We start from the raw sequence: 21,351 nt of genomic DNA, 5'->3' as shown, positions 1-21,351 counted from the left end.
CATGCAGCAATTCGATAGTGTTACCGCCAGATTGATTATGGTCTTGGCTGAAACTGGCTCGATCGGACGCGCCGCCGAGCGGGAAAGTATTGCCTCGTCGGCCGTTAGCCGTCGGGTCAGTGATCTGGAGAGTCGACTGGGGGTGGTACTGTTTGACCGGTCCGCCCAGGGTGTGCGCCTGACAGCCGCCGGGCAAATCTACGCCGAACGCTGTCGCAATGTGTTGCGCGAAATCGCAGCCCTCGACACCGTCATGGCCGATTTTGCCACCGGCCAGCGCGGTAGCCTGCGACTGGCTTGCACCAGTTCGGCGCTCTCGGGCCGCCTGCCTGAGCTTTTGGCACTATACGCCGACAAGAACCCCACGATTGCTCTCGAAATTCAGGAAACCAGCGCTTCCAAGGGGCTCGCTGCCCTCGATGACGGTCGCTGCGACATCGCCATTGTTTCGGACAATTACGATTTTTCCCGCTTTGAGATAAAGCCGTTTGAGGACGATCACGTCTGGGTAGTCGTCTCCCCCGACCATCCGTTGGCCTCCACGATTGCAGAACAACGCCAGATCGGATTTGACCAGTTGCTTTGCTACGAAATGGTGGGCATTCATCAAACCGGCGCGCTGGATCGTCTGTTGGCCGAAGCAGCGCGCAAGGCAGGCCGGACCTTGGGCGAGAGGGTGCGGGTGGAGAGTTTTCCAGCGCTGGTGCGCATGGTTGAAGCAGGCTTTGGCATCGGCTTTTTGCGCAGCACTAGCCTGCATCTGGTGGCCGGAACCGACCTGCTAGCGGCGCCGCTGGCTGAGCCTTGGGCCCGTCGCCAACTCCTCGTGGCACAGCGCCGCAATAGTCCACTTTCCGCGGCCATGAAACTGTTCCTGACGCTCTGCGTCCAGACCTATTTACCCAGCCCCTGAGCCTCGTTGCGACACTACGGCGCTTGAGGCGAACAGGCGGGCGCGCTAGGACCGTGTGGGAGTAAAAATGCGCATTTCGGCACATCGCATAGTCAAGGAAGTGGGCACGGCATTAGCCGTGTTGGCCATCTATTTGTTGATTGTGCTGATGCCCATGCATCAGTCCCGCGCCAGCCAACTGGAACTCGACGCGCTGGGCTACGCAACATTGGCGCCAAGTTGGGCCCTTTGCGGCGCGCCCGACAAAAATGACGGCACTGATACCCGGCTGACCAAATGCCCTATTGCTGGCGTCGCCAAACAATCCATGGCAACGGACAACGCGCCGGTTCTATCCTTGGGCTCAAATATTGCAGTGTTGCCTGTTATCTACCGGTCTGTGCCAGGTCCCTTCCGACCAACAATTCCGGACCATGATGCACCGGCGCGCGGTCCCCCCGATTCCGCCTGAACAACCACGGCCACCATGGCCAGCCTCAGTCAGAAATTATTGGAATCCAGATGATCCGTACCCTGTTTGCGGCCGCTTTCGCGGTTACCCTTGTCTTTGCCCCCGCCGCCTTTGCCCCCGCCGCCTTTGCCCATGACGGCAAAGCGCACTTCGGCGACCTCGACCTGTCGGGCATGTTTGCCCGCGCCACCCTGCCCAACGCGCCGGTTGGTGGTGGCTTTTTGACCATCACCAACCATGGTTCTGACGCCGATACGTTGGTTTCGGCCACTTCGACGGCCGCAAAGTCGGTCCAGGTTCACGAGATGAAAATGGAAGGCGATGTCATGAAAATGCGCCATTTGGGCGATGGCCTGCCCATTCCTGCCGGTGAGACTGTTTCTTTGACCCCTAGTGGGCTGCACCTGATGTTCATGGGGTTGGAACAACCCTTTGTCGAAGGCGCCACAGTCCCGGTGACACTGACCTTCGCCAACGCGGGCAGTGTCGAAGTGGCATTGCCGGTCTTATCGGTCGCCGCGACCGGCGTCACCCGAACCCATGGCCCAAGATGCCATGGGTTCGGGTGACGCCGTGCAACCAAACATTGATCGGATAAGGAATGGCACAGATAAAGAAACTGCCGCTTTTTCTATGGATCGCGGTAGCCGCACTCGCGCTACTTGTTGGCACTAGCTATCTATTTTTGCGTGGCAGCAACCAAGACTCGATTGCAGCGGCAGGCTTTGGCCGTGGCACCTACCAATTGGTCGATCAGGAAGGCCAGCCGGTGGACCAGACCATCTTTGACGGTCACCCCTCGATCCTGTTCTTTGGCTACACCCATTGTCCCGACGTCTGTCCTACCACCCTGTCGGAAATGGCCAGCTGGTTCGAGACCCTTGGGGATGACGCAAAAGATCTTCACGGCTATTTCGTTACCGTGGACCCGGACAGGGACACAACCGAGGTCATGAAGGACTATGTCAGTTGGGTTGGCGACAGGGTCACCGGCCTGACCGGCACAGATGAGCAAATTGCCAAAATCGTCGAGGCCTGGGGCATATACGTCAATAAAGTTCCCCTCGATGGGGGGATTATTCGGTTGACCACACCGCCACAGTTTTTCTGCTCAATTCCAGGGGGCAGTTTGAGGGCACCATCGCCTACGGCGAGGACACAAAGCCTGCCATGGAAAAACTCAGGCGCCTCGTCGCTAAATAGGGTTGACGCGCCGTTCTGTCGTGGGGACGGCGTATCAATTTTGGGTGCGGACCCGATAGCGGATGGTTGTCGCCTCTCGATTGGGCTAGACAGTCGAAGGTTATTGGAGGCTTTGATGAAACCCCGGATCAATATCATCACCGTTGGTGTCGATGACCTCGAGCGCGCCTTTGCCTTTTATCGCGCCATGTTTGATCTTACCGACGAACAAATCGGGGCAGGGGAAGAGCATGTGGCATTTTTCCTCGATGCCGATCTTTCATTCGTTTTGTTCCCGCGCGATCAGATCGCCAATACCGCCGGCGCGGCCGCCGCCACCCCTGGCACCCCGCAGTTCGTTTTGAGCCATACCGCCAGCACCGCCAAGGAGATCGATACCATCTTGGAGCGGGTGCTGGTCGCCGGCGGCACCATCACCACCCACGCCCAGCAATCTGAATGGGGCTATTCGGCCTATTTCGCCGATACCGAAGGCAATTTGTGGGAAGTGCTGGCGCCAACAGCAACGCACTGATCGGCCAGGCCTCAGACGCCCCCACCGGTCTTGAAACCGCCCGACTTGCCGCTGCCGCCGCCCGTTTTGAAACCGCCACCCGACGAACCTGACCGCGGCCTTGAAAAGCCGCCGCCCATCGAGCCGCCACGGCTCCAGCCGCCCCCTGTGCCGGAGCTGCCCGACCCACGTCCGCCGCCAAAACTGCCGTTGGGCCAATTGATGGTGCTGCCACCGCGCTCGCCCCAGGGACTATTGCTGCCGCCCGCCGGCCCACGCGAACCGCCCCCTGACCAAGGGCTGTCCTGATTGAAATTCTGGCTGCGGCGCCACTGGTCCCAATAGTTTGCCGCGGTGATGCCGCCGCGTAGGAACTCGTTGAGCAGGTCACCCACCAACCGCTCTTCGCCAAAGCTGGAGCGCGGATCGTCAAAGCGCGACTTCTTGAATTCCCACTGGATGTCTTCCAACTCGCGCCGCCGTGCCGCCAGCGTCTTGAGCCGCTGCCGCTGCTCGCGCGTTTCGTTGTCCTCGTCCTTGACGCGCATCCGCGCATCATCGATCTGCGCCACCAGCGTATCATCGCGTCCTGTCGCCGTGCGGCGGGCTTCGGCCAAAAGGGTCTGGATATCTTCCCGCAATAGGCTTGCCGCCAGCGTCGATAGCGCTTGCTCGAATGCGGGGTCAGCACCCTGAGCCAAAAGGCTGAGATTTTTGGCGGTGGCGTCACGTTCGTCTTCGGCTGCCGTAATCTTTTCGTCGATCGCTTCGATCTGTTGTTGGGCGGCGGCAATTTGGGCACGAACCGGTTTGCCCCCGGCCGCGTCGACGGCAGTCATTTGAAGCGCTTCAACCTTGCTCTGAGATGCCTGGGCAGCTGCAATCTGGTTTTCTGCATGCTCGCGAAGTCGCAACGGAATCTCGTTGAGCATGGCGAAGTTGGGTCGCGCCTTGGCAAAACCAATCCGGCGCGCCACTAATCCATCCAGATAACGGATCAGATTGTTGGCCCGATAATTCTTGGTGCCGTAACCGTTCTCCCACAAATACATGAACAACGGATCGTCGCGGTAGGGACGGCCCTTATCCTCACGGTCGGTCTCTGCCTGCTCGGTTTTGGCCATTGATTGATTGGCCGTATCGAGCAATTGCACTGCCGAATCGCGCTGCTCGACATAGACCTTGTTGCTCTCCATATCGGAGGCAATGCTGGCGGCGAGCCTGTCGAGTTCAACTTGCCGGGCGGTCTGGGTCTTGAGGGCCTTGGCACGTTCTGCCGTTAGCGCTCCAAGCTTGTCGTCGATGACCGCCAGGGCTTTCTCTGTCGCACTCAACTCGCTGGCATGGGCCTTGAGCATATCGCGCGCCTTGCTCTCGGCGTTCGAAATATGACCCTGCAGTTCGCTCTGAATGGCAGGGTCTAGTCGCATTTTGGCCAGCTCGCGCACCAGATCGGCTTCGCTTTCGCGAATTTTGCTGACCCGCTCACCCGACCGGGCCAGCCGTTTAGAGATCTCGTCCTCTTCGCGCCTTATATCGCGCATCGCCTCGTCAAGCGACGCCATAGCTTGAGGACCGCGCAGGCTCATAGTTCTACCACTGCGTTACCGTCCCGCCCAATACGGGCACTGTGTATTCAATATCCATGAAGCCATCTGACTTGAGCCCGACCGTGTCGCGTTCAATAATGCCATTGTCGGTCTTGTCCGCCGCCACCGAACGGTAAACGCTTTCAGGCACCCGCAACCCCCAGATGTTGACCGTTTCGGTTTCGCCATTTTCCTCGTTGCGGATGGGGAACGACAATAGATTGCCATTTGGGTCGACTGCTTCCACCACGATGTAATAATTGGTGGCCGCCGAATTGTTTTCCGGAAAACGCCAGAACACCGAGAGCGTATCAGGTCGATTGACCACCCTGAGCGTATATTCCTGGCGCAATTGGTCCCGCAACGCGGTCAGGCGATTAGCCATTTCTTCAGCCTGCGCACGATTGCCTTCGGCTGCATAGGCTTTGCCGCGCTTTAGCAGATCCTCGGCCTCAACCTCGGCCTGCTGCACCTTGGTTTCGTTGAAAATGGTCTGATAAAGTTCTTCAAGTCGCGCCGGTAGCTCCTGAGTCAACTCCAGATGGGCCACTTCGCGCTGATGTGCCTGATAGGGTTGATAGCCCAGGAAATACCCGCCCAAAAGCAGCAGCAACACCGCCACCGCGCCAATTGCCTTGGGCAGCCAGCGGCTGCGCCCCACATAGAGGCGCGCCATCGTCGTGCCGAAACCCGACGGAGGTGGGGTGTAGACGAACCGGCTTTCAGCCAGCGCCGACACGCCTTCCTTCAGGATATGGTCAGGCACATCAATGCCTTGCTGGCGATAAATTTCGCGCAGCTTGTCGATCAATTGGCTCTCGCGCGTCGCCCCGGCCAGTTCGCGCGTTGCCAGATCCTGGCGGTGCCGGAGCGTATCCACCACATCCATAGCCAGCATGACCTCGTCCAGTGGGGCAGAGGTTGTGGCGGTCGTTTCACTCATGATGCGGGCTCACCGGTCGTTGACCAGCCTCAATTCTTGGTGTCCAACATCAGCGCATTGCCGTCCGCCGCCAGCTGGGCCAATCGCTTCTTGCCATCTTCGACAGCATCGCGGATTTCCGCCGAATTCTTGGTAGATGCAACCCGCATGTCGTTGATGATACCGCGCGATTTTTCCTGGAAATTGACAACACTATCCACCAGCTTTTTGACCGCATCGGCGCGAATGGTCGGGCCATAACCGGCCTTGAGCGCTTCTTCCTGCACCTTGTCGCCGATTTCAGAGAGGGTTTCGAGGCTCTTGCTCATCCCCTCCTTCATCGCATTGAGCGTCTCGGTCGCCTCATGCAGGCCGAACATGCCGGTGAATGAGGCCGAAAGCGCCGTCAACACGGTTTCATTGGTCGAAAAGAACGAAATTGACTGCTGATAGACCCGCTCCTTGGCATTGGTCGTTTGCATCAGGCGGGCCATAACGACTTCAGAGGTGTTGTAGGAGATCGTCAGATTGTCCGACAGATCCTTGGCGATCTGATAGCGCCCTTCCTCATTCTGCATGTTGCGCAGCTTTTCGTCGCGATCCATTTCGAGGCGCGCCCGATCCGCTGGAGCATCCCCGGTAAAGGCGGCGAGCGTGTCGGCGGCTTTTTGAAGAATGTCCTTCTTTTCGGCCAGACGCTTGGCCGCCGTATCGAGAACTTCGAGTGCCATGACCTCGGATTGCTTTAGCGCACCACGAAAATCGCGATAAGCTTCCAAAATCGTGTGCTCGCGATCAATCTGATCCTTGGTGTCGGCCGAAACGGCGAGATAGGTGTCGCGGATCTTGTTGAATCGGCTCGCGATGTCGCCGCGAGAAACCTTCATCCATACGTTGGAAACGCGTTCACGCAAATCGATCTTGTTGTCGGCAAGCTGGTCGACCATGCCCTTGGCATCGTCGCGAATCGAATCAAATCCCTTGGTGATGTCTTCGTAACGCTCGCCAATCTGCATGGCCGCGATCTGTTCACGCACCACTTCGTTGAACGCACTGGCCTGGCTTAACGTTCGACCAATCAGAATAACCCGGGTCTCGTCCAACTCGGTAATTTGCGCCAAAAGCCCGGTGATGGGCTGTTCTCCCGTCTGCTCAGGCCACACGCCAAGATTGCGAATGGCCGTGACTGCCTTGTCCAGATATTGCAAGGGCTTCTCGGCGAGGGCAACATTGTTGCTCACGGTTTCGGTAGTGGTAGCGTCGTTGGACATATAAAAGCTCCCCGCGTGAAATGCCTGCGCGTCATAGATTGCCTCTGGCGACCCGTATGACAATTGAAACTGCTCGGCCAGACAACTATTTTGATAATATTGGTGCGAAAAAGCCGCACGTTAAGAGCAAGGTCAATAGTGATGCATGCGATTTATCTCCCCAACGCACCCTGCACTGCCAATGTGGCCGCATCCTGATGGAGTTCGGCGGTAGATATCGACTTGATGCACCCCGGGTAGCCGTATGGGCTGGCCTTAACGATACCGCCATGCTCAAAGCGGCTATTCCCGGATGCCACCGCATAGATTGGGTAGGGGCTGAAGCACTGGAACTCGAAATTAAGGTCAACCTCGGCGTGGTTCATCCAGTCTTTAAGGGCGATCTGGTTCTGACCGACATTGTGCCGGCAGCCAGCTATACGCTTACAGGCAAGGGTCGGGGAGGACTTTTGGGCTTTGCAGAAGGGGCCGCCGACATCATCCTGAGCGATGATGGGGATGGCACCGAACTGACATTTGTCGCAACCGGTGGCGCATCAGGTCAGATCATGCGGCTTGGCAAGGCTGTCATCGGCAGTTCGGCCCAAAAAATCATCGATGGCTTTTTCAAGCGCTTTGCAGACGCCATGGGCGTGTCGATAACTGTCTTGCCGCCGCAAGCTTGAGCCGGTTTCACTCTGCCATCAGGCAATGGCAATCATCTCGGGGTAATCCCGGGTACGGCAAAAATGCTGGCGACGTTCGGTGCGATCAAGCCAAAAAGCCTGTTTGTAATTTTTACCAATCGGAAAAAAATTCAGTTTTCCCTCTTGCGGGCAAAGCATTTGCACGATTGTATCCTTGGTCAACGCACGAAGTTTGTCCGGCGCCCTCAAGCGGGCTGCAAAAGGTGCGAGACAGGGAGACTATCAATGACACTGACTAAATTCACATCAGCGATTGCCGGTGGCGTAGCCCTCAGCGCTATTCTGGCCGGCACCGCTTTCGCCGATCCCGCACTGATCTATGACGGTGGCGGCAAGTTCGACAAATCCTTCAACGAAAGTGCCTATAACGGCGCCGAGATGTACAAGAAGGAAACCGGCAACTCCTATTCGGACCTGGAAATCACTGGTGATGCGCAGCGCGAACAGGCAATCCGCCAGTTCGCCACCAAGGGCTTCTCGCCCATCATCATTCCCGGCTTTTCCTGGGCGACCGCACTGACCACCGTCGCGCCCGACTTCCCCGATACCCATTTCGTCATCATCGACAGCGTTGTTGATCTGCCAAATGTGCGCTCGGTAGTCTTTAAGGAACAGGAAGGCTCCTACCTCGTTGGTATCCTCGCCGCCATGAAGTCCGAATCGGGCAAGATCGGCGTCGTACCGGCATTCAATTTCGACCTGCTCGAAGCCTTTGCCTGCGGGTACAAGGAGGGTGCCAAGTCGGTAAATCCCGATATTGATGTGCTTGAAACCTATGTCGGCGCGGGCTTTGAAGCCTTCAACGATCCCGGCAAGGCAACCGAGGTGACCAAGAGCCAGCTCGATCAGGGCGTTGACGTTGTGTTCCAGGTTGCTGGTGGTGCTGGTGCTGGCGTGCTGCAAGCGGCATCCGACGCGGGCAAATTCGGCATCGGTGTTGATAGCAACCAGAACTACCTGCATCCCGGCCATGTCCTGACCTCCATGGTCAAGCGTGTGGACGTCGCCGCCTACAACGCCATGATGGACGAAATGAACGGCACGTGGTCTGCCGGCACCGTCGTTCTCGGTCTGGCTGAAGAAGGCGTTGGCGCAGCGTTCGACGAGAACAATGCGGACCTGATCACGCCCGAAATGAAGGCCGCCGTCGATGACGCCACGGCCAAGATTATTTCCGGCGACATCGTCGTTCACGACTACCGTGAAGACAAGGCGTGTCCCGTCTGATTGAAGACGGGAACCGCCTGATGGCAAAAGATGCATCATCTTCGACGCAGCGGCTGGAAACAGCCGCTGCCTTGCCCCCGGCCATCAAGCTTGTGGGTATCAATAAGAGTTTTGGCCCGGTTCGAGCCAATCGTGACATTCACCTGTCGGTTCAGCGTGGTACCGTTCACGGTATCGTGGGTGAAAATGGCGCGGGAAAATCGACCCTGATGTCGATCCTTTACGGCTTCTATACCGCCGATAGCGGCACCATTCACGTTAGCGGCAAGCCGGTTTCGATTACCGATAGTCGCCATGCGCTGGCGCTGGGTATCGGCATGGTGCACCAGCACTTTATGCTGGTTGATAATTTTACTGTCATTGAAAACGTCGTGCTGGGCGCCGAAGATAGCGCGCTTTTGGGGCCGACGCTGAGCAAGGCGCGAGACCAGCTCAAGCAATTGGCCAAGGACTATGGCCTGGAGGTTGATCCCGACGCGTTGATCGAGGATCTCTCGGTTGGCCAGCAGCAGCGCGTTGAAATATTGAAAGCGCTCTATCGCGGCGCCGACATTCTCATTCTCGACGAGCCGACCGGCGTTCTGACCCCGGCCGAGGCCGACCATCTGTTCCGTATTCTCAAAACCCTGCGCGACGAGGGCAAGACCATCATTCTCATCACGCATAAATTGCGTGAAATCATGGCCATCACCGACGAGGTTTCGGTGATGCGGCAGGGGACTATGGTCAAGACCCTTGAAACCGCGCAGACCTCGCCGGGTGAGCTGGCTGAGCTTATGGTCGGGCGGCGGGTGCTACTTGAAGTGGAAAAAGGGCCAGCCTCCCCTGGAGACGTACTACTCAAGGTCAAGGATCTCGTCGTTACCGATGATTTTGGTATCGCCCGGGTCAAGAACGTCAGCTTTCAGGTGCGTGCCGGCGAAATTGTTGGCATTGCCGGGGTGGCCGGCAACGGCCAGTCCGAATTGCTCGAAGCCATTTCGGGCATGCGAGACCAGACCCTTGGCAGCGTCGAGGTCAACGGTCAGGCAATTTCTGCCTTTGGCGACGATGGCGCCGCACGTTTGCGCGATGCTGGCTTGGCTCATGTGCCTGAAGATCGGCTGCGCGAGGGGCTGGTCACCACGTTGCTCGAGTGGGAGAATTCAATTCTCGGCTATCATAATTCCTATGGTTCAGGCCTTGGGCTTGATATTGCCAAAGCCAAATCCGAGGCGGCAGAGCGCATCGAGAAATTTGACATTCGCCCGGCCAACACGGCTCTCAAGACCGCTAATTTCTCAGGCGGCAATCAGCAGAAAATCGTGCTGGCCCGTGAAATGGAGCGCAATCCCGATGTGCTGATCGTCGGGCAACCAACACGCGGCGTCGACATCGGCGCGATCGAATTTATCCACAAGCAGATAATTGCCATGCGCGATGCGGGGAAGGCCATCCTGCTCGTTTCGGTGGAGTTGGACGAAATTCGCTCGCTGTCGGATCGCATTCTGGTGCTGTTTGACGGTGAAATCGTCGGTGAAGCCGATCCGGCAACCGCCGATGAAGGCGCGCTCGGCTTGCTCATGGCAGGTGTTCACGAGGGGGGCGCGAGTGGGGAATCCGAAACAGAGGCGCGCCTGCCTGAGCATGTGACCCCGATAGAGAAAACGCTAACGGAAATGAGCCCGCGCGTGGATAAGGATGAATCTCAATGAGTGCGCGCGTCCCCTTACCGCGCTGGGTTGATGTTGCGCTATTGCCAGTGCTCAATGTCATGCTCGCCTTTTTGATCGGCGGTATCGTCGTGATGCTGGTCGGGCAAAATCCGCTCGATGCGGTGGGCATCATGATCTATGGCGCCTTCGGCTATGGTAGTGGCTTTGGCTATACCCTCTACTACACCACCGATTTCATTTTCGCCGGGTTGGCTGTGTCCCTGGCCTATCAGGCGGGGCTCTTTAATATCGGGCCAGAAGGGCAGGCCTATGTCGCTGGCCTTGGTGTCATCCTGGTTGCCCTGGCACTCAATGGCCTGCCTTGGCTGGTTACCGTTCCTGCCATGATTGTGGCGGGCGGCCTGTTCGGCGCCGCGTGGGCCTTCATTCCCGGCTACCTGCAGGCAAAGCGTGGCAGCCACATCGTTATCACCACTATCCTGTTCAACTTCATTGCCGTCTCGATGATGGGCTACATCATCTCCAAGCACTTAAAACCCGACGGGGTGAATTCTGACGAAAGTGCACCCATTGATGCTATCAGCCGAGTGCCGCAACTCAATGTCTTCTGGGATCTGTTCAAACATTCCCCGGTCAATATCAGCTTCATTCTGGCGCTTCTGGCGTTGGTCGGTGTGTACTGGCTGGTCTGGCGGACCAAATTCGGCTTTGCCATGCGCGTGCTGGGACAGAACCCAACGGCGGCCCGTTATGCCGGTATCTCCAATTCACGCATGATCATGATCACCATGGCACTGGCTGGCGCAATGGCAGGCATGGTCGCGGTCAATAATGTTGGTGGCGTTCAGGGACGTTTGATCCTCAATTTCGTTAGCGGCGCCGGCTTTGTTGGTGTTGCTGTTGCTTTCATGGGCAAGGGACATCCATTTGGGGTGGCGCTTTCAGCGCTCTTATTCGGCGCGCTTTATCAGGGCGGGCAGGAACTGGCATTTTCCATGCCCGGCATCACGCGCGAAATGATCGTGACCATTCAGGCACTGGTCATCCTGTTCACTGGTGCCATGGGCGACATGCTGCGGCCACCGCTGGAGCGGGTCTTTTTCAAACCGCCCGATAATTCATCGGCGGAGGGCGGCTGATGCATTATTATACAGATCTCATCCTCATTCTGGACTCGACCGTCCGTCTTGCCATTCCCTTGATCCTGGCGTGTCTTGCCGGGCTCTATTCGGAACGCGCTGGTATCGTCGACATCGGGCTTGAGGGCAAATTGCTTGGCGCCGCTTTTGGAGCGGCTGCCATGTCCGCGGTAACTGGTTCGCCATGGCTTGGGCTATTGGCCGGCATTGGCGTGGCTTTGGGCATGTCGGGGATTCACGGTCTGGCCTCGATCAATCTCAAGGGCAATCAGATTATATCGGGCGTCGCGCTGAATTTTCTGGCCGCCGGACTGACGACATTTCTCGGGCAAAGCTGGTTTCATCGCGGCGGCTTCACCCCGCAACTGAGCCAGAGTCAACGTTTTGGACCAATCTCCTTGCCGTATGCCGATCAGGTCAAGGACGTCCCAATTCTTGGGGGTCTCTATTCCGAGCTGATTTCGGGGCACAATATTCTGGCCTATGTGGCCTTTATCGCGGTGCCGGTAACCGCTTGGGTGCTGTTTTCAACCCGCTTCGGTTTGCGCCTGCGCGCCGTGGGCGAAAATCCCAAGGCCCTCGATACCGCCGGCATGTCTGTCACCCTGCTGCGTTATCAGGCGCTCATTATCACCGCAGTTCTGGTGGGTATTGGTGGTACCTATCTGTCCATCGCCCAGTCAGCCGGATTTAACAACAATATGTCGGCGGGGCGTGGCTACATCGCACTGGCAGCATTGATCTTTGCCAAATGGAAGCCGTGGCCGGCCCTGGCTACCTGCCTGCTGTTCGGCTTTCTTGATGCGCTGCAGTTTCGTTTGCAGGGTATTCAGTTCCCGGTCATTGGCGAGGTACCGGTGCAGGCCATTCAGGTGCTGCCTTACATCCTGACGGTTGTTCTACTTGCCGGCTTCATCGGTCGCGCCGTGGCACCCAAGGCCGCGGGCCAGCCCTATACCAAGGAGCGCTAGCCGTGGCCGAGCCAAAATTAGGTGAGGCCCTTTTCGCAGCCGCCGAAGCCGTTCGTGCCAAAGCCTACGCCCCCTATTCGGGTTTTTCAGTGGGCGCGGCCATTCTTGCCGATGATGGGCAGATATATGCAGGCTGCAATATTGAGAACGCGGCCTATCCGCAGGGCAATTGCGCCGAAGCCTCGGCCATTGCAGCCATGATTGCCGGGGGTGCCAGGCGGATCAAGGCGATTTACGTTACCGGTCCCGGCACTGACCCAGTGACCCCGTGTGGCGGCTGCCGCCAGCGTATCCGCGAATTTGCAGATCTTGACGCCGTGGTCATCTCCCACGGCGTGGAAGGCGAGCCGTTGACCAGCACACTCGAACAATTGCTGCCCCATTCCTTTGGCCCGGAGTTTCTGGGCAAATGAGTAAAGCGCTAAAAACCATCCGCAAAATCGCCGGGCACGAGCCGATCTCGGCGGCGCTGGTGTTGGGATCGGGCTTGTTGGCGATTGGCGAACTGATGACCGAAACGGTCACCATTCCTTTTTCCGAACTCAAGGGATTTCCCGGCGGCGGGGTTTCCGGGCATGGTCGCGATCTGCTGATCGGGATCATGGGTGGCAAGCGCGTGGCGGTCCTGACCGGGCGTGAGCACTATTATGAACATGGCAATGCCGCCGCCATGCGGCCAGCGCTTGAGGCGATGGCCGATCTGGGCGCACAAACCCTTCTGCTGACCAATTCTGCTGGTTCGCTCGAGGCCGAAAATCCCCCGGGCCAACTGATGATGATTGCTGATCATATCAATTATGCCGGCATGAATCCGCTGATAGGTGAAGCGACTGACCGCCGTTTTGTGAACATGGTCGATTGCTACGCTCCCGATCTGCGCGCCAAAGCGGGGCTGATTGCCGACAGATTGGAAATTGGCCTGCGCGAAGGGGTCTATTTTTGGTATTCCGGCCCCAGCTTTGAAACCCCGGCCGAAATCCAGATGGCAATTCGGATGGGGGCCAATGCTGTCGGCATGTCCACAGCGCCCGAAGTGATAATCGGACGTTTTCTGGGCATGAAAATCTGGGCCTGCTCGTCCATCACCAATATGGGCGCGGGTCTGTCGAGTGAAAACATAAGCCACGCGCACACCAAGACCATGGCTGTGCAGGGCGCGGAAAAATTGAGCAAACTCATTCCCGCCCTCGTGGAGGAGCTTTGAGCCCAAATGAGTTTACGAGTAGTCGATCACAGCCCCACCGACGCAGGGCACAAACGCAATCCCGGCTTTCCGCTTGATCTTGATTGGGTCGGGCGCGTCCGCATGAACCGCTCGGCGTTGGAACGGCGGGCCGCCACCATTGGCACGCGCCGCACAGTCAAGAAGGAATACCAGCTTGCCTGGCTCCTGAAGGCGATCACCATGATCGACCTCACGACCCTTAATGCTGACGACACGGCCGGGCGCGTCGAACGGCTTTGCGCCAAAGCCCGGCACCCATTGCGCTCCGATATCGTCGACGCGCTCGGTATCGCCAAGCTGGATATCAAGCCTGGTGCGGTCTGCGTCTATCATAGTTTTGTCGCCACTGCCGTCGCGGCGCTGCAGGGCACCAATATACCGGTCGCGGCAGTTTCGACCGCCTTTCCACATGGCCTGGCACCCGTAGAGACCAAGCTCAAGGAAATCGAAAGCTCGGTCGCCGATGGGGCCAGCGAGATTGATATTGTCATCGAGCGCGGCATGGTGCTGCGCGGCGACTGGCAGGCGCTGTATGATCAGGTCAAGGCCTTCCGCAAGGCCTGTGGCGATGCGCACATGAAAACCATTCTGGGAACCGGCGAACTGGCAACCCTGACCAATGTTGCCAAGGCATCGCTGGTGTGTATGTTGGCCGGTGCCGACTTCATCAAGACCTCGACCGGCAAGGAAAAGGTCAATGCCAATTTGCCCACCTCGCTGGCCATGATCCGCATGATCCGCTGGTTCCATGAAGAAACCGGCATCGAGATCGGCTACAAACCCGCCGGCGGCATTTCCCATTCCAAGGACGCGCTCAATTATATGGCGCTGATGAAAGAGGAATTGGGCACGCACTGGCTGCAGCCGCACCTGTTCCGCTTCGGCGCTTCTTCGTTGCTAACCGACATTGAGCGGCAGCTGGAGCATGGCCTGACCGGTAACTATTCGGCCGATTATCGCCAACCAATGGTTTAGCGGGGGTGCACCTCGGGCCCCGGATCACATCTTCCCTTGCGGAAGGACGGCGGGGGCTGCGATCTCTAGAATTACAGCGGCACTCTGAAGGAGGCCAACCATGAACAAGATTGCGCAAATATTTGATAGCCTCGAATACGGCCCGGCGCCCGAAGGGCCTCAGCCAGCGCTTGATTGGCTTGAGAGCCACGGCCAAGCCTTTGGCCACTATATTGATGGCAAATGGACCAAGCCAGGCGACACATTCGCGTCGGAAAATCCGGCCAGCGGCAAGATCTTGGCGCAGGTCAGCAAGGGCACACAGGCAGATGTCGACGCTGCGGTAAAAGCGGCGCGCGGTGCGTTCAAGGGCTGGAGCGGTCTTTCGGGTTACGAACGTGGCAGGTATCTTTATGCCATCGCCCGCGCAGTCCAGAAGCATTCGCGTTTGTTCGCCGTGCTCGAAAGCCTTGATAATGGCAAGCCGATCCGGGAAAGCCGCGACATCGACATTCCTTTGGTGGCGCGCCATTTCTACCACCACGCCGGTTGGGCACAACACCTGAACCGGACCTTCCCCGATCATGTGCCCTACGGCGTTTGCGGGCAGATCATCCCGTGGAACTTTCCACTTCTGATGCTGTCCTGGAAAATCGCCCCGGCGCTCGCCGCCGGCAATACCATAATTCTTAAACCTGCCGAATTCACCTCGCTGACCGCGCTGCTGTTTGCCGAAATCTGCGACCGGATCGGTTTGCCCAAGGGAGTCGTCAATATCGTGACCGGGGAAGGCGAAACCGGTCAGGCCATTGTCGAGCATGATGGCATCGACAAGATTGCATTTACCGGCTCGACGGAAGTGGGCAAGGCCATTCGCGCCGCTACCGCAGGCACCGGTAAGGGCCTGTCGCTCGAATTGGGGGGCAAGTCGCCCTATCTGGTGTTTGAAGATGCCGATATCGATAGCGCCATCGAAGGGTTGGTCGACGCCATCTGGTTCAATCAGGGGCAGGTCTGCTGTGCTGGATCGCGCCTCCTGGTGCAGGAAAGCATTGAAGAGCGTTTCATCGCCAAGTTGAAAAAACGCATGGCCACTTTACGCGTTGGCGATCCGCTCGATAAATCCGTCGATATCGGCGCGCTGGTCGCTCAAATTCAGGTAACCCGGGTCAAGGATTTGCTAAAGGCTGGCGCCAGCGAAGGCGCTGTCATATATGAGCCGGACATGGACGTGCCGGGGCAGGGGTGCTTCCTCAAGCCAACGCTGGTGACCAATGTGTCACCCGCCAATTCGCTGGTGAGCGAGGAAATATTCGGGCCCGTGCTGGTCGCCATGAGTTTCCGCACACCCGAGGAAGCGGTGGCCTTGGCCAACAATACCAAATATGGGCTCGCGGCGACTATCTGGAGCGAGAACATCAATCTGGCGCTCGATATTGCCCCCAAGATCAAAGCCGGTGTCGTCTGGATCAATGGCACCAACAATTTCGACGCAGCGGTCGGTTTTGGTGGCTACAAGGAAAGTGGCTTTGGCCGCGAAGGGGGCAGGGAAGGACTTGCCGCCTATCTGAAACCCGCTTGGGAAAAAGCGCTTAAAGCCGCCCCCACGACAAAGGCTACATCAGCCAAATCGGGCAATCCGTTGGACGCTACCCAACTCGACCAGACCGCCAAAATGTATATCGGTGGCAAGCAGGCCCGGCCCGACAGTGGCTATGACCGTCAGGTTATCGGCGCATCCGGCCAATTGGTCGGCGAAGTGGGCGAGGGCAATCGCAAGGATATTCGTAACGCCGTGGAAGCGGCGCGCGGTGCTCTGAGCTGGGCAACGACCGCCGCCCATGTGCGCGCCCAGATCCTCTATTTTCTCGCCGAAAATCTCGATTATCGTCGCGATGAATTTGCCGACCGCCTCAAGGCGCAAACCGGCAAGGACGGCGCCAGGGAGGTTGCAGCTGCCGTTGAACGCCTGTTCGCCTTTGCCGGATGGGCCGACAAATATGATGGCGCCATTCACAATCCGCCTCAGCGAACCGTTGCTGCAGCCATGGTTGAACCCATCGGGGTCATGGGCATTGTCGCGCCCGACGAAATGCCGCTGCTCGGCGCTATCGCCCTGTTGGCACCTGCTCTGGCCATGGGGAATCCAGCCGTCCTGGTGCCCAGCCAGACCGCGCCCCTGTCGATGACCGATTTCTATCAGGTCATCGAAACCTCGGACGTGCCCAAGGGGGTGATCAATATTGTTACCGGCGATAGCGTGACGCTGGCCAAGACCCTTGCAGAACATGACGGCGTTGATGCGCTCTGGTTCATGGGCTCGGCTGAAGCATCAACCATGGTCGAAAAGGCCTCAACCGGCAATCTCAAGCAGACCTGGACCAGTCGCGGACTGGCTTATGATCTGGCTGACCAGCACCTTTTTGAAGGCGATTATCTGCTGGCACGCGCCACCCAGATCAAGAATGTCTGGATACCATACGGCGCTTGAGGAGGAGGGAGCATGAGCGAAAAGGTCACCATTGAAAATGTCGGCCAGCCCGGTAAGACCTATCAGGTCGACGCGGCCAGATTTAACGCCATGCGCACGGCATTCCTCAATGTGCTGCCCGCAAAGGCACCCGGTATGGTTGTGGCCGACATCATTGCAGCTGTTAAACCCGACCTGCCGCCAGACTTGTTTCCGGGCGGTGAGACGGCTGGTTGGTGGGTCAAAAGCGTGCAGCTTGATCAGGAAGCCAAGAAAATCATTGCGCGCACGCCCTCGCCAGTCCGGCTCTATCGCATCGAGTCAGGAAGTTGAATGGTTTTTCTACCCCAGGAAGTCATTGCCAGGAAACGCGACGGCCATGCGCTGACAAAAGCGGAAATCGCTGAATTCATCGCCGGTTTTGCCGATGGCCGCGTTGCCGACACACAGGCCGCCGCCTTCGCCATGGCAGTCTATTTCAACGATATGGACATGGACGAGCGCGTCGCACTCACGCTGGCGATGCGCGATAGCGGTCAGGTACTCGATTGGCGCGACTTTGACGGGCCGGTGGCCGACAAGCACTCGACCGGTGGCGTGGGCGATAATGTCTCGCTTATGCTGGCGCCAATGTTGGCGGCTATCGGGATATATGTCCCCATGATTTCGGGGCGGGGGCTCGGGCACACCGGCGGTACGCTGGACAAGTTCGATGCCATTCCCGGCTATACCACCAGCCCCGACAATGCGCTTTTTCGGCAGGTCGTTAAAAACGCGGGCTGCGCCATTATCGGCCAGACTGCCGATCTGGCGCCCGCAGACAAACGGCTATATGCCATTCGTGATGTGACCGCGACGGTTGAATCCATTCCCCTGATTACCGCTTCGATTCTGGCCAAAAAACTGGCCGCTGGGCTCGATGCACTGGTGCTCGACGTCAAGACCGGTTCAGGCGCCTTTATGTCGACACCCGAAAAGGCGCGTGCGCTCGCCCAAAGTCTGGTTGAAGTGGCCAATGGGGCAGGCCTTGCGACGTCGGCCCTGATCACAGACATGAACGAGCCGCTGGCAAGCGCCGCCGGCAACGCGCTTGAGGTGCGCAACGCGGTGGACTTCCTGACTGGCCGACATCGCGACGAGCGATTGCTTGAAGTAACGCTGGCGCTGTGCGCAACGGTTGCCACAATGACCAACATTGCCGAGAACTCCCAACAGGCCCGCGTGTTGCTGCACGCCAGACTGGACGATGGCAGCGCCGCTGAACGCTTTGGCCAAATGGTCGCCGCGCTCGGCGGCCCCGCTGACCTTATCGACAATATGGATGCCCACTTACCCGAGGCCAGCATCATCCGTGACGTTCATGCCCCACAGGAAGGAACGGTAGCCAGCATTGATACACGCGGCGTTGGCATGGCTGTTGTAGCCTTGGGTGGCGGGCGAACAACGCCAGGCGACGCCATTGATTATGCCGTGGGCTTTGATCGTCTGGCGGGTTTGGGCACACGCATCGACACCAAGACTCCCATCGCGCGCCTGCATGCCAACGACGCGGCCAGTGTCGACGAGGCCGAGAAACGACTGTTGGCCGCCTATGGACTGGGCAATTTTCACGAACGTCAGCCGCTTGTCTCCGCCACCGTTGCACCTGACTCGGTCGAGCGAAAGGAATAGCCATGCCCCGCGCCATTTTGTGCATTCTTGATAGCGTCGGAATTGGCGGGGCGCCTGATGCAGCCAGCTATGGCGACCAAGGTGCCGACACGCTGGGCCATATTGTCGAACACGCCGCCGCAGGCAAAGCTGATCGAGCCGGCCTGCGCAGTGGACCGTTACACTTGCCCAACATGGATTCCATCGGGCTGGGGGCCGCCATGAAACTGTCGACTGGCACTGTTCCGGCTGGATTTTCCGACAAACCACTGGGCGGTCGATTTGGTGTCGGGCGCGAAATTTCCAAAGGCAAGGATACACCCTCCGGTCATTGGGAAATCGCCGGGGTACCGGTACCATTTGAATGGGGCTACTTTCCCCAGACCGAACCGACATTTCCCGCCGATTTAATCGAAACGTTGGTACGCGAAGCGGGTCTTCCCGGTATTTTGGGCGACAAACACGCGTCGGGCACTACAATCATTGCTGAATTGGGCGAAGAGTCGATCCGCACCGGCAAACCGATTTGCTACACCTCAATTGATAGCGTATTTCAGATTGCCGCCCACGAAAACCATTTCGGTCTCGATCGGCTCTATGAGGTGTGTCAGACCGCCTTTAGGTTGACAGAACCGATGATGATCGGCCGCGTCATTGCCCGACCCTTCGTCGGCGAAACTGCGCAAACCTTCAAGCGTACTGGCAATCGACGTGACTTTGCCATCGCCCCGCCCGAACCCACATTGCTTGACCGCGCCAAGGCGGCGGGACGTCAGGTTTTTGCAATTGGCAAAATTTCCGATATCTACGCCACCATGGGCGTGACCCATAAACTCAAGGCCACCGGCAATATGGCGCTGTTTGACAAAACGCTCGAAGCCATGGAAATGGCGGCCGACGGCAGTTTCGTCATGACCAATTTTGTCGATTTCGACTCTGAATATGGCCATCGTCGCGATGTGCCCGGCTATGCCGCAGCGCTCGAACAGTTCGACGCTCGGCTGCCAGAACTGATCGTGGCCATGCAGCCCGACGATTTGCTTGTGCTAACCGCCGATCACGGCAATGATCCAACCTGGCCCGGCAGCGATCACACCCGCGAACAGATACCAATTCTGCTGTTTTCCCCAAGCCTGACGCCTGGCGAGATTGGCATTCGCTCAACCTTCGCCGATATTGGGGAAAGCCTCGCCCATTGGTTGGGTCTGGCGCCGGGCACACACGGCAAGAGTTTTCTCTAGAACAAAGATGATCAAATGAACAATGTTACGGTCGTCGATCACCCGCTGATCCAGCACAAGCTGACCATCATGCGCAACAAGGAAACCTCGATTGCCGGGTTCCGCCGCCTGCTGCGCGAGATTGCCCATTTGCTCTGTTATGAGGTGACGCGCGATCTCGAACTGGAACTGATCCCGATCGAAACCCCGATGGCCGAAATGATGGCGCCCGCCATCAAGGGCAAGAAGCTGGTGTTTGCCTCAATCCTACGTGCCGGCAATGGTCTGCTCGAAGGCATGCTGGACTTGGTGCCCGCCGCGCGCGTCGCTCACATTGGCATGTATCGCGACCATGAGACGCTGGAGCCGGTTGAATATTACTTCAAGGCCCCCTCCAATCTTCAGGACCGACTGATCATCGTGGTCGATCCCATGCTGGCCACCGCCAATTCGGCGACTGCGGCCATCGACAAGCTCAAGGAACGCGGCGCCAATAATATCCGCTTTCTATGCCTGTTGGCGGCGCCCGAAGGGGTGGCGCGGTTTACCGAGGCACACCCGGATGTGCCGGTCTTTACTGCCTCGATCGATAGTCACCTCAATGAGCTGGGCTACATCATGCCCGGCCTTGGCGACGCGGGCGACCGCATGTATGGCACCAAATAGGCGGCGGACGAGGGAATTCCTTACTTGCTGGCGAGCGGTAGGCCGAAGCCGATCAGTTCCTTGCGCGCCTGCTCAGGCGAGGTGAAGTGAACGGCGTTCATGCCATATTTGCGCGCGGCAATCACATTTGGTTCGCTGTCGTCAATGAAAACGCAGCTTTCCGGGGCCAACCCGTAGCGCTCACAAAAGACCCGGTAAAGCCTTGTGTCAGGCTTTACCAGTCCCTCAAGCCCCGAGACGATGACCCCGTCGAATTTTTCAAGAAACGGCCATTCCCCAAGGCATGACACCCACTTTTCCCAGGAAAAATTGGTGATGGCAAATGTCGGGATTTCCTGCTCGATCAACTCGTCGTGGATAGCGACAGTGCCCTGGATGATCCCGCTAAAGGTTTCTTTCCAACGCACGTCATACGCTTGAATTTCGCGCCAATATCGCGGAAAGCGGGCAATCAGCTTGGCAACGCCTTCGGCATAAATTTCGCCAGCGTCAAATTCCAGGTTCCAGTCGGGCGTGCAGACATTGTCGGCGAACCAGCGCGCTTCCTCTTCGGTTTCGAACAGCTTGCGAAACAGATACATCGGGTTCCAGTCGACAAATACATTGCCGATGTCGAATACGGGGATCAGGGGTTCGCTCATGGGGC

The 21,351-nt window shown here is 58.0% G+C and carries 20 protein-coding genes and 1 pseudogene; 17 read left to right on the top strand and 4 right to left on the bottom strand.

Translation table 11 applies throughout. The features are described 5' to 3' along the window. The first annotated feature begins 1 nt into the window (after window position 1). The 4 genes from PSQ90_RS04925 to PSQ90_RS04910 all read left to right on the top strand — a co-directional run bounded on the left by PSQ90_RS04925 (window position 2) and on the right by PSQ90_RS04910 (window position 3,081). Window positions 2–913, top strand: coding sequence for a LysR family transcriptional regulator (locus PSQ90_RS04925; RefSeq protein ID WP_282212311.1), 912 nt, complete (start codon window positions 2–4; stop codon window positions 911–913). Window positions 914–980: 67 nt separating this feature from the next. Continuing rightward, on the top strand, window positions 981–1,364 hold the full coding sequence (locus tag PSQ90_RS04920; protein WP_282212310.1) for a hypothetical protein: 384 nt from the start codon (window positions 981–983) through the stop codon (window positions 1,362–1,364). A 50-nt stretch (window positions 1,365–1,414) separates the two neighbouring features. Then, complete coding sequence (locus tag PSQ90_RS04915) at window positions 1,415–1,933, top strand: copper chaperone PCu(A)C (protein ID WP_282212309.1); 519 nt, start codon at window positions 1,415–1,417, stop codon at window positions 1,931–1,933. 32 nt (window positions 1,934–1,965) lie between these two features. Then, complete coding sequence (locus PSQ90_RS04910) at window positions 1,966–3,081, top strand: SCO family protein (RefSeq protein WP_282212308.1); 1,116 nt, start codon at window positions 1,966–1,968, stop codon at window positions 3,079–3,081. 11 nt (window positions 3,082–3,092) lie between these two features. On the opposite strand, the gene PSQ90_RS04905 is transcribed toward PSQ90_RS04910, so the two are convergent. The 3 genes from PSQ90_RS04905 to PSQ90_RS04895 are packed head-to-tail and all read right to left on the bottom strand — an operon-like array spanning window position 3,093 to window position 6,842. Further along, complete coding sequence (locus tag PSQ90_RS04905) at window positions 3,093–4,649, bottom strand: coiled-coil domain-containing protein (protein WP_282212307.1); 1,557 nt, start codon at window positions 4,647–4,649, stop codon at window positions 3,093–3,095. Window positions 4,650–4,653: 4 nt separating this feature from the next. Continuing rightward, complete coding sequence (locus PSQ90_RS04900) at window positions 4,654–5,592, bottom strand: DUF6384 family protein (protein ID WP_282212306.1); 939 nt, start codon at window positions 5,590–5,592, stop codon at window positions 4,654–4,656. A 29-nt stretch (window positions 5,593–5,621) separates the two neighbouring features. Continuing rightward, entirely contained in the window at window positions 5,622–6,842 is a 1,221-nt protein-coding gene (locus tag PSQ90_RS04895; protein ID WP_282212305.1) for a cell surface protein, read from the bottom strand. A 56-nt stretch (window positions 6,843–6,898) separates the two neighbouring features. Here PSQ90_RS04895 and PSQ90_RS04890 point away from each other — a divergent pair, with 56 nt between their 5' ends. The 13 genes and pseudogenes from PSQ90_RS04890 to upp all read left to right on the top strand — a co-directional run bounded on the left by PSQ90_RS04890 (window position 6,899) and on the right by upp (window position 20,705). Next, window positions 6,899–7,507: a CoxG family protein gene (locus PSQ90_RS04890; protein ID WP_282212304.1), complete on the top strand. Its 609-nt coding sequence runs from the start codon at window positions 6,899–6,901 to the stop codon at window positions 7,505–7,507. 246 nt (window positions 7,508–7,753) lie between these two features. Continuing rightward, the gene (locus tag PSQ90_RS04885) at window positions 7,754–8,755 is read left to right on the top strand and encodes a BMP family lipoprotein (protein WP_282212303.1); all 1,002 of its coding nucleotides are present in this window, start codon (window positions 7,754–7,756) and stop codon (window positions 8,753–8,755) included. Between the two features lie 20 nt (window positions 8,756–8,775). Beyond that, window positions 8,776–10,347 (top strand): annotated as a pseudogene (locus tag PSQ90_RS04880) (ABC transporter ATP-binding protein); the annotation flags it as partial. Window positions 10,348–10,445: 98 nt separating this feature from the next. Next, a complete protein-coding gene (locus tag PSQ90_RS04875; protein ID WP_282212301.1) occupies window positions 10,446–11,549 on the top strand; it encodes an ABC transporter permease in 1,104 nt (367 codons plus the stop codon). After that, window positions 11,549–12,520 (top strand): ABC transporter permease, encoded by a 972-nt coding sequence (locus PSQ90_RS04870; RefSeq protein ID WP_282212300.1) that lies wholly within the window; start codon window positions 11,549–11,551, stop codon window positions 12,518–12,520. The genes PSQ90_RS04875 and PSQ90_RS04870 overlap by 1 nt, the downstream gene beginning before the upstream one ends. Window positions 12,521–12,522: 2 nt before the next feature. Beyond that, complete coding sequence (locus PSQ90_RS04865) at window positions 12,523–12,933, top strand: cytidine deaminase (protein ID WP_282212299.1); 411 nt, start codon at window positions 12,523–12,525, stop codon at window positions 12,931–12,933. Further along, window positions 12,930–13,724, top strand: coding sequence for a purine-nucleoside phosphorylase (locus PSQ90_RS04860; RefSeq protein WP_282212298.1), 795 nt, complete (start codon window positions 12,930–12,932; stop codon window positions 13,722–13,724). The genes PSQ90_RS04865 and PSQ90_RS04860 overlap by 4 nt, the downstream gene beginning before the upstream one ends. Window positions 13,725–13,730: 6 nt before the next feature. Next, window positions 13,731–14,720, top strand: a complete 990-nt coding sequence (deoC, locus tag PSQ90_RS04855) for a deoxyribose-phosphate aldolase (protein WP_282212297.1) — start codon at window positions 13,731–13,733, stop codon at window positions 14,718–14,720. A gap of 100 nt (window positions 14,721–14,820) precedes the next feature. After that, the gene (locus PSQ90_RS04850; protein WP_282212296.1) at window positions 14,821–17,190 is read left to right on the top strand and encodes an aldehyde dehydrogenase family protein; all 2,370 of its coding nucleotides are present in this window, start codon (window positions 14,821–14,823) and stop codon (window positions 17,188–17,190) included. Window positions 17,191–17,202: 12 nt separating this feature from the next. Beyond that, window positions 17,203–17,502, top strand: coding sequence for a DUF6958 family protein (locus PSQ90_RS04845; protein ID WP_282212295.1), 300 nt, complete (start codon window positions 17,203–17,205; stop codon window positions 17,500–17,502). Further along, window positions 17,503–18,840, top strand: coding sequence for a thymidine phosphorylase (deoA, locus tag PSQ90_RS04840; RefSeq protein ID WP_282212294.1), 1,338 nt, complete (start codon window positions 17,503–17,505; stop codon window positions 18,838–18,840). Window positions 18,841–18,842: 2 nt separating this feature from the next. Then, window positions 18,843–20,060: a phosphopentomutase gene (locus tag PSQ90_RS04835; protein WP_282212293.1), complete on the top strand. Its 1,218-nt coding sequence runs from the start codon at window positions 18,843–18,845 to the stop codon at window positions 20,058–20,060. Window positions 20,061–20,075: 15 nt separating this feature from the next. Next, window positions 20,076–20,705 (top strand): uracil phosphoribosyltransferase, encoded by a 630-nt coding sequence (gene upp / locus PSQ90_RS04830; RefSeq protein ID WP_282212292.1) that lies wholly within the window; start codon window positions 20,076–20,078, stop codon window positions 20,703–20,705. Window positions 20,706–20,725: 20 nt separating this feature from the next. Here the strand turns inward: upp and PSQ90_RS04825 are convergent, their stop codons facing one another. Next, a complete protein-coding gene (locus PSQ90_RS04825) occupies window positions 20,726–21,346 on the bottom strand; it encodes an HAD family hydrolase (protein WP_282212291.1) in 621 nt (206 codons plus the stop codon). Window positions 21,347–21,351: the final 5 nt, after the last annotated feature.

The organism is Devosia rhodophyticola, from assembly GCF_028816475.1.
Classification (GTDB): Bacteria; Pseudomonadota; Alphaproteobacteria; order Rhizobiales; family Devosiaceae; genus Devosia; species Devosia rhodophyticola.
Note: the sequence above shows the minus strand (reverse complement) of the source record. Positions and strands in the feature narration are given on the sequence as shown.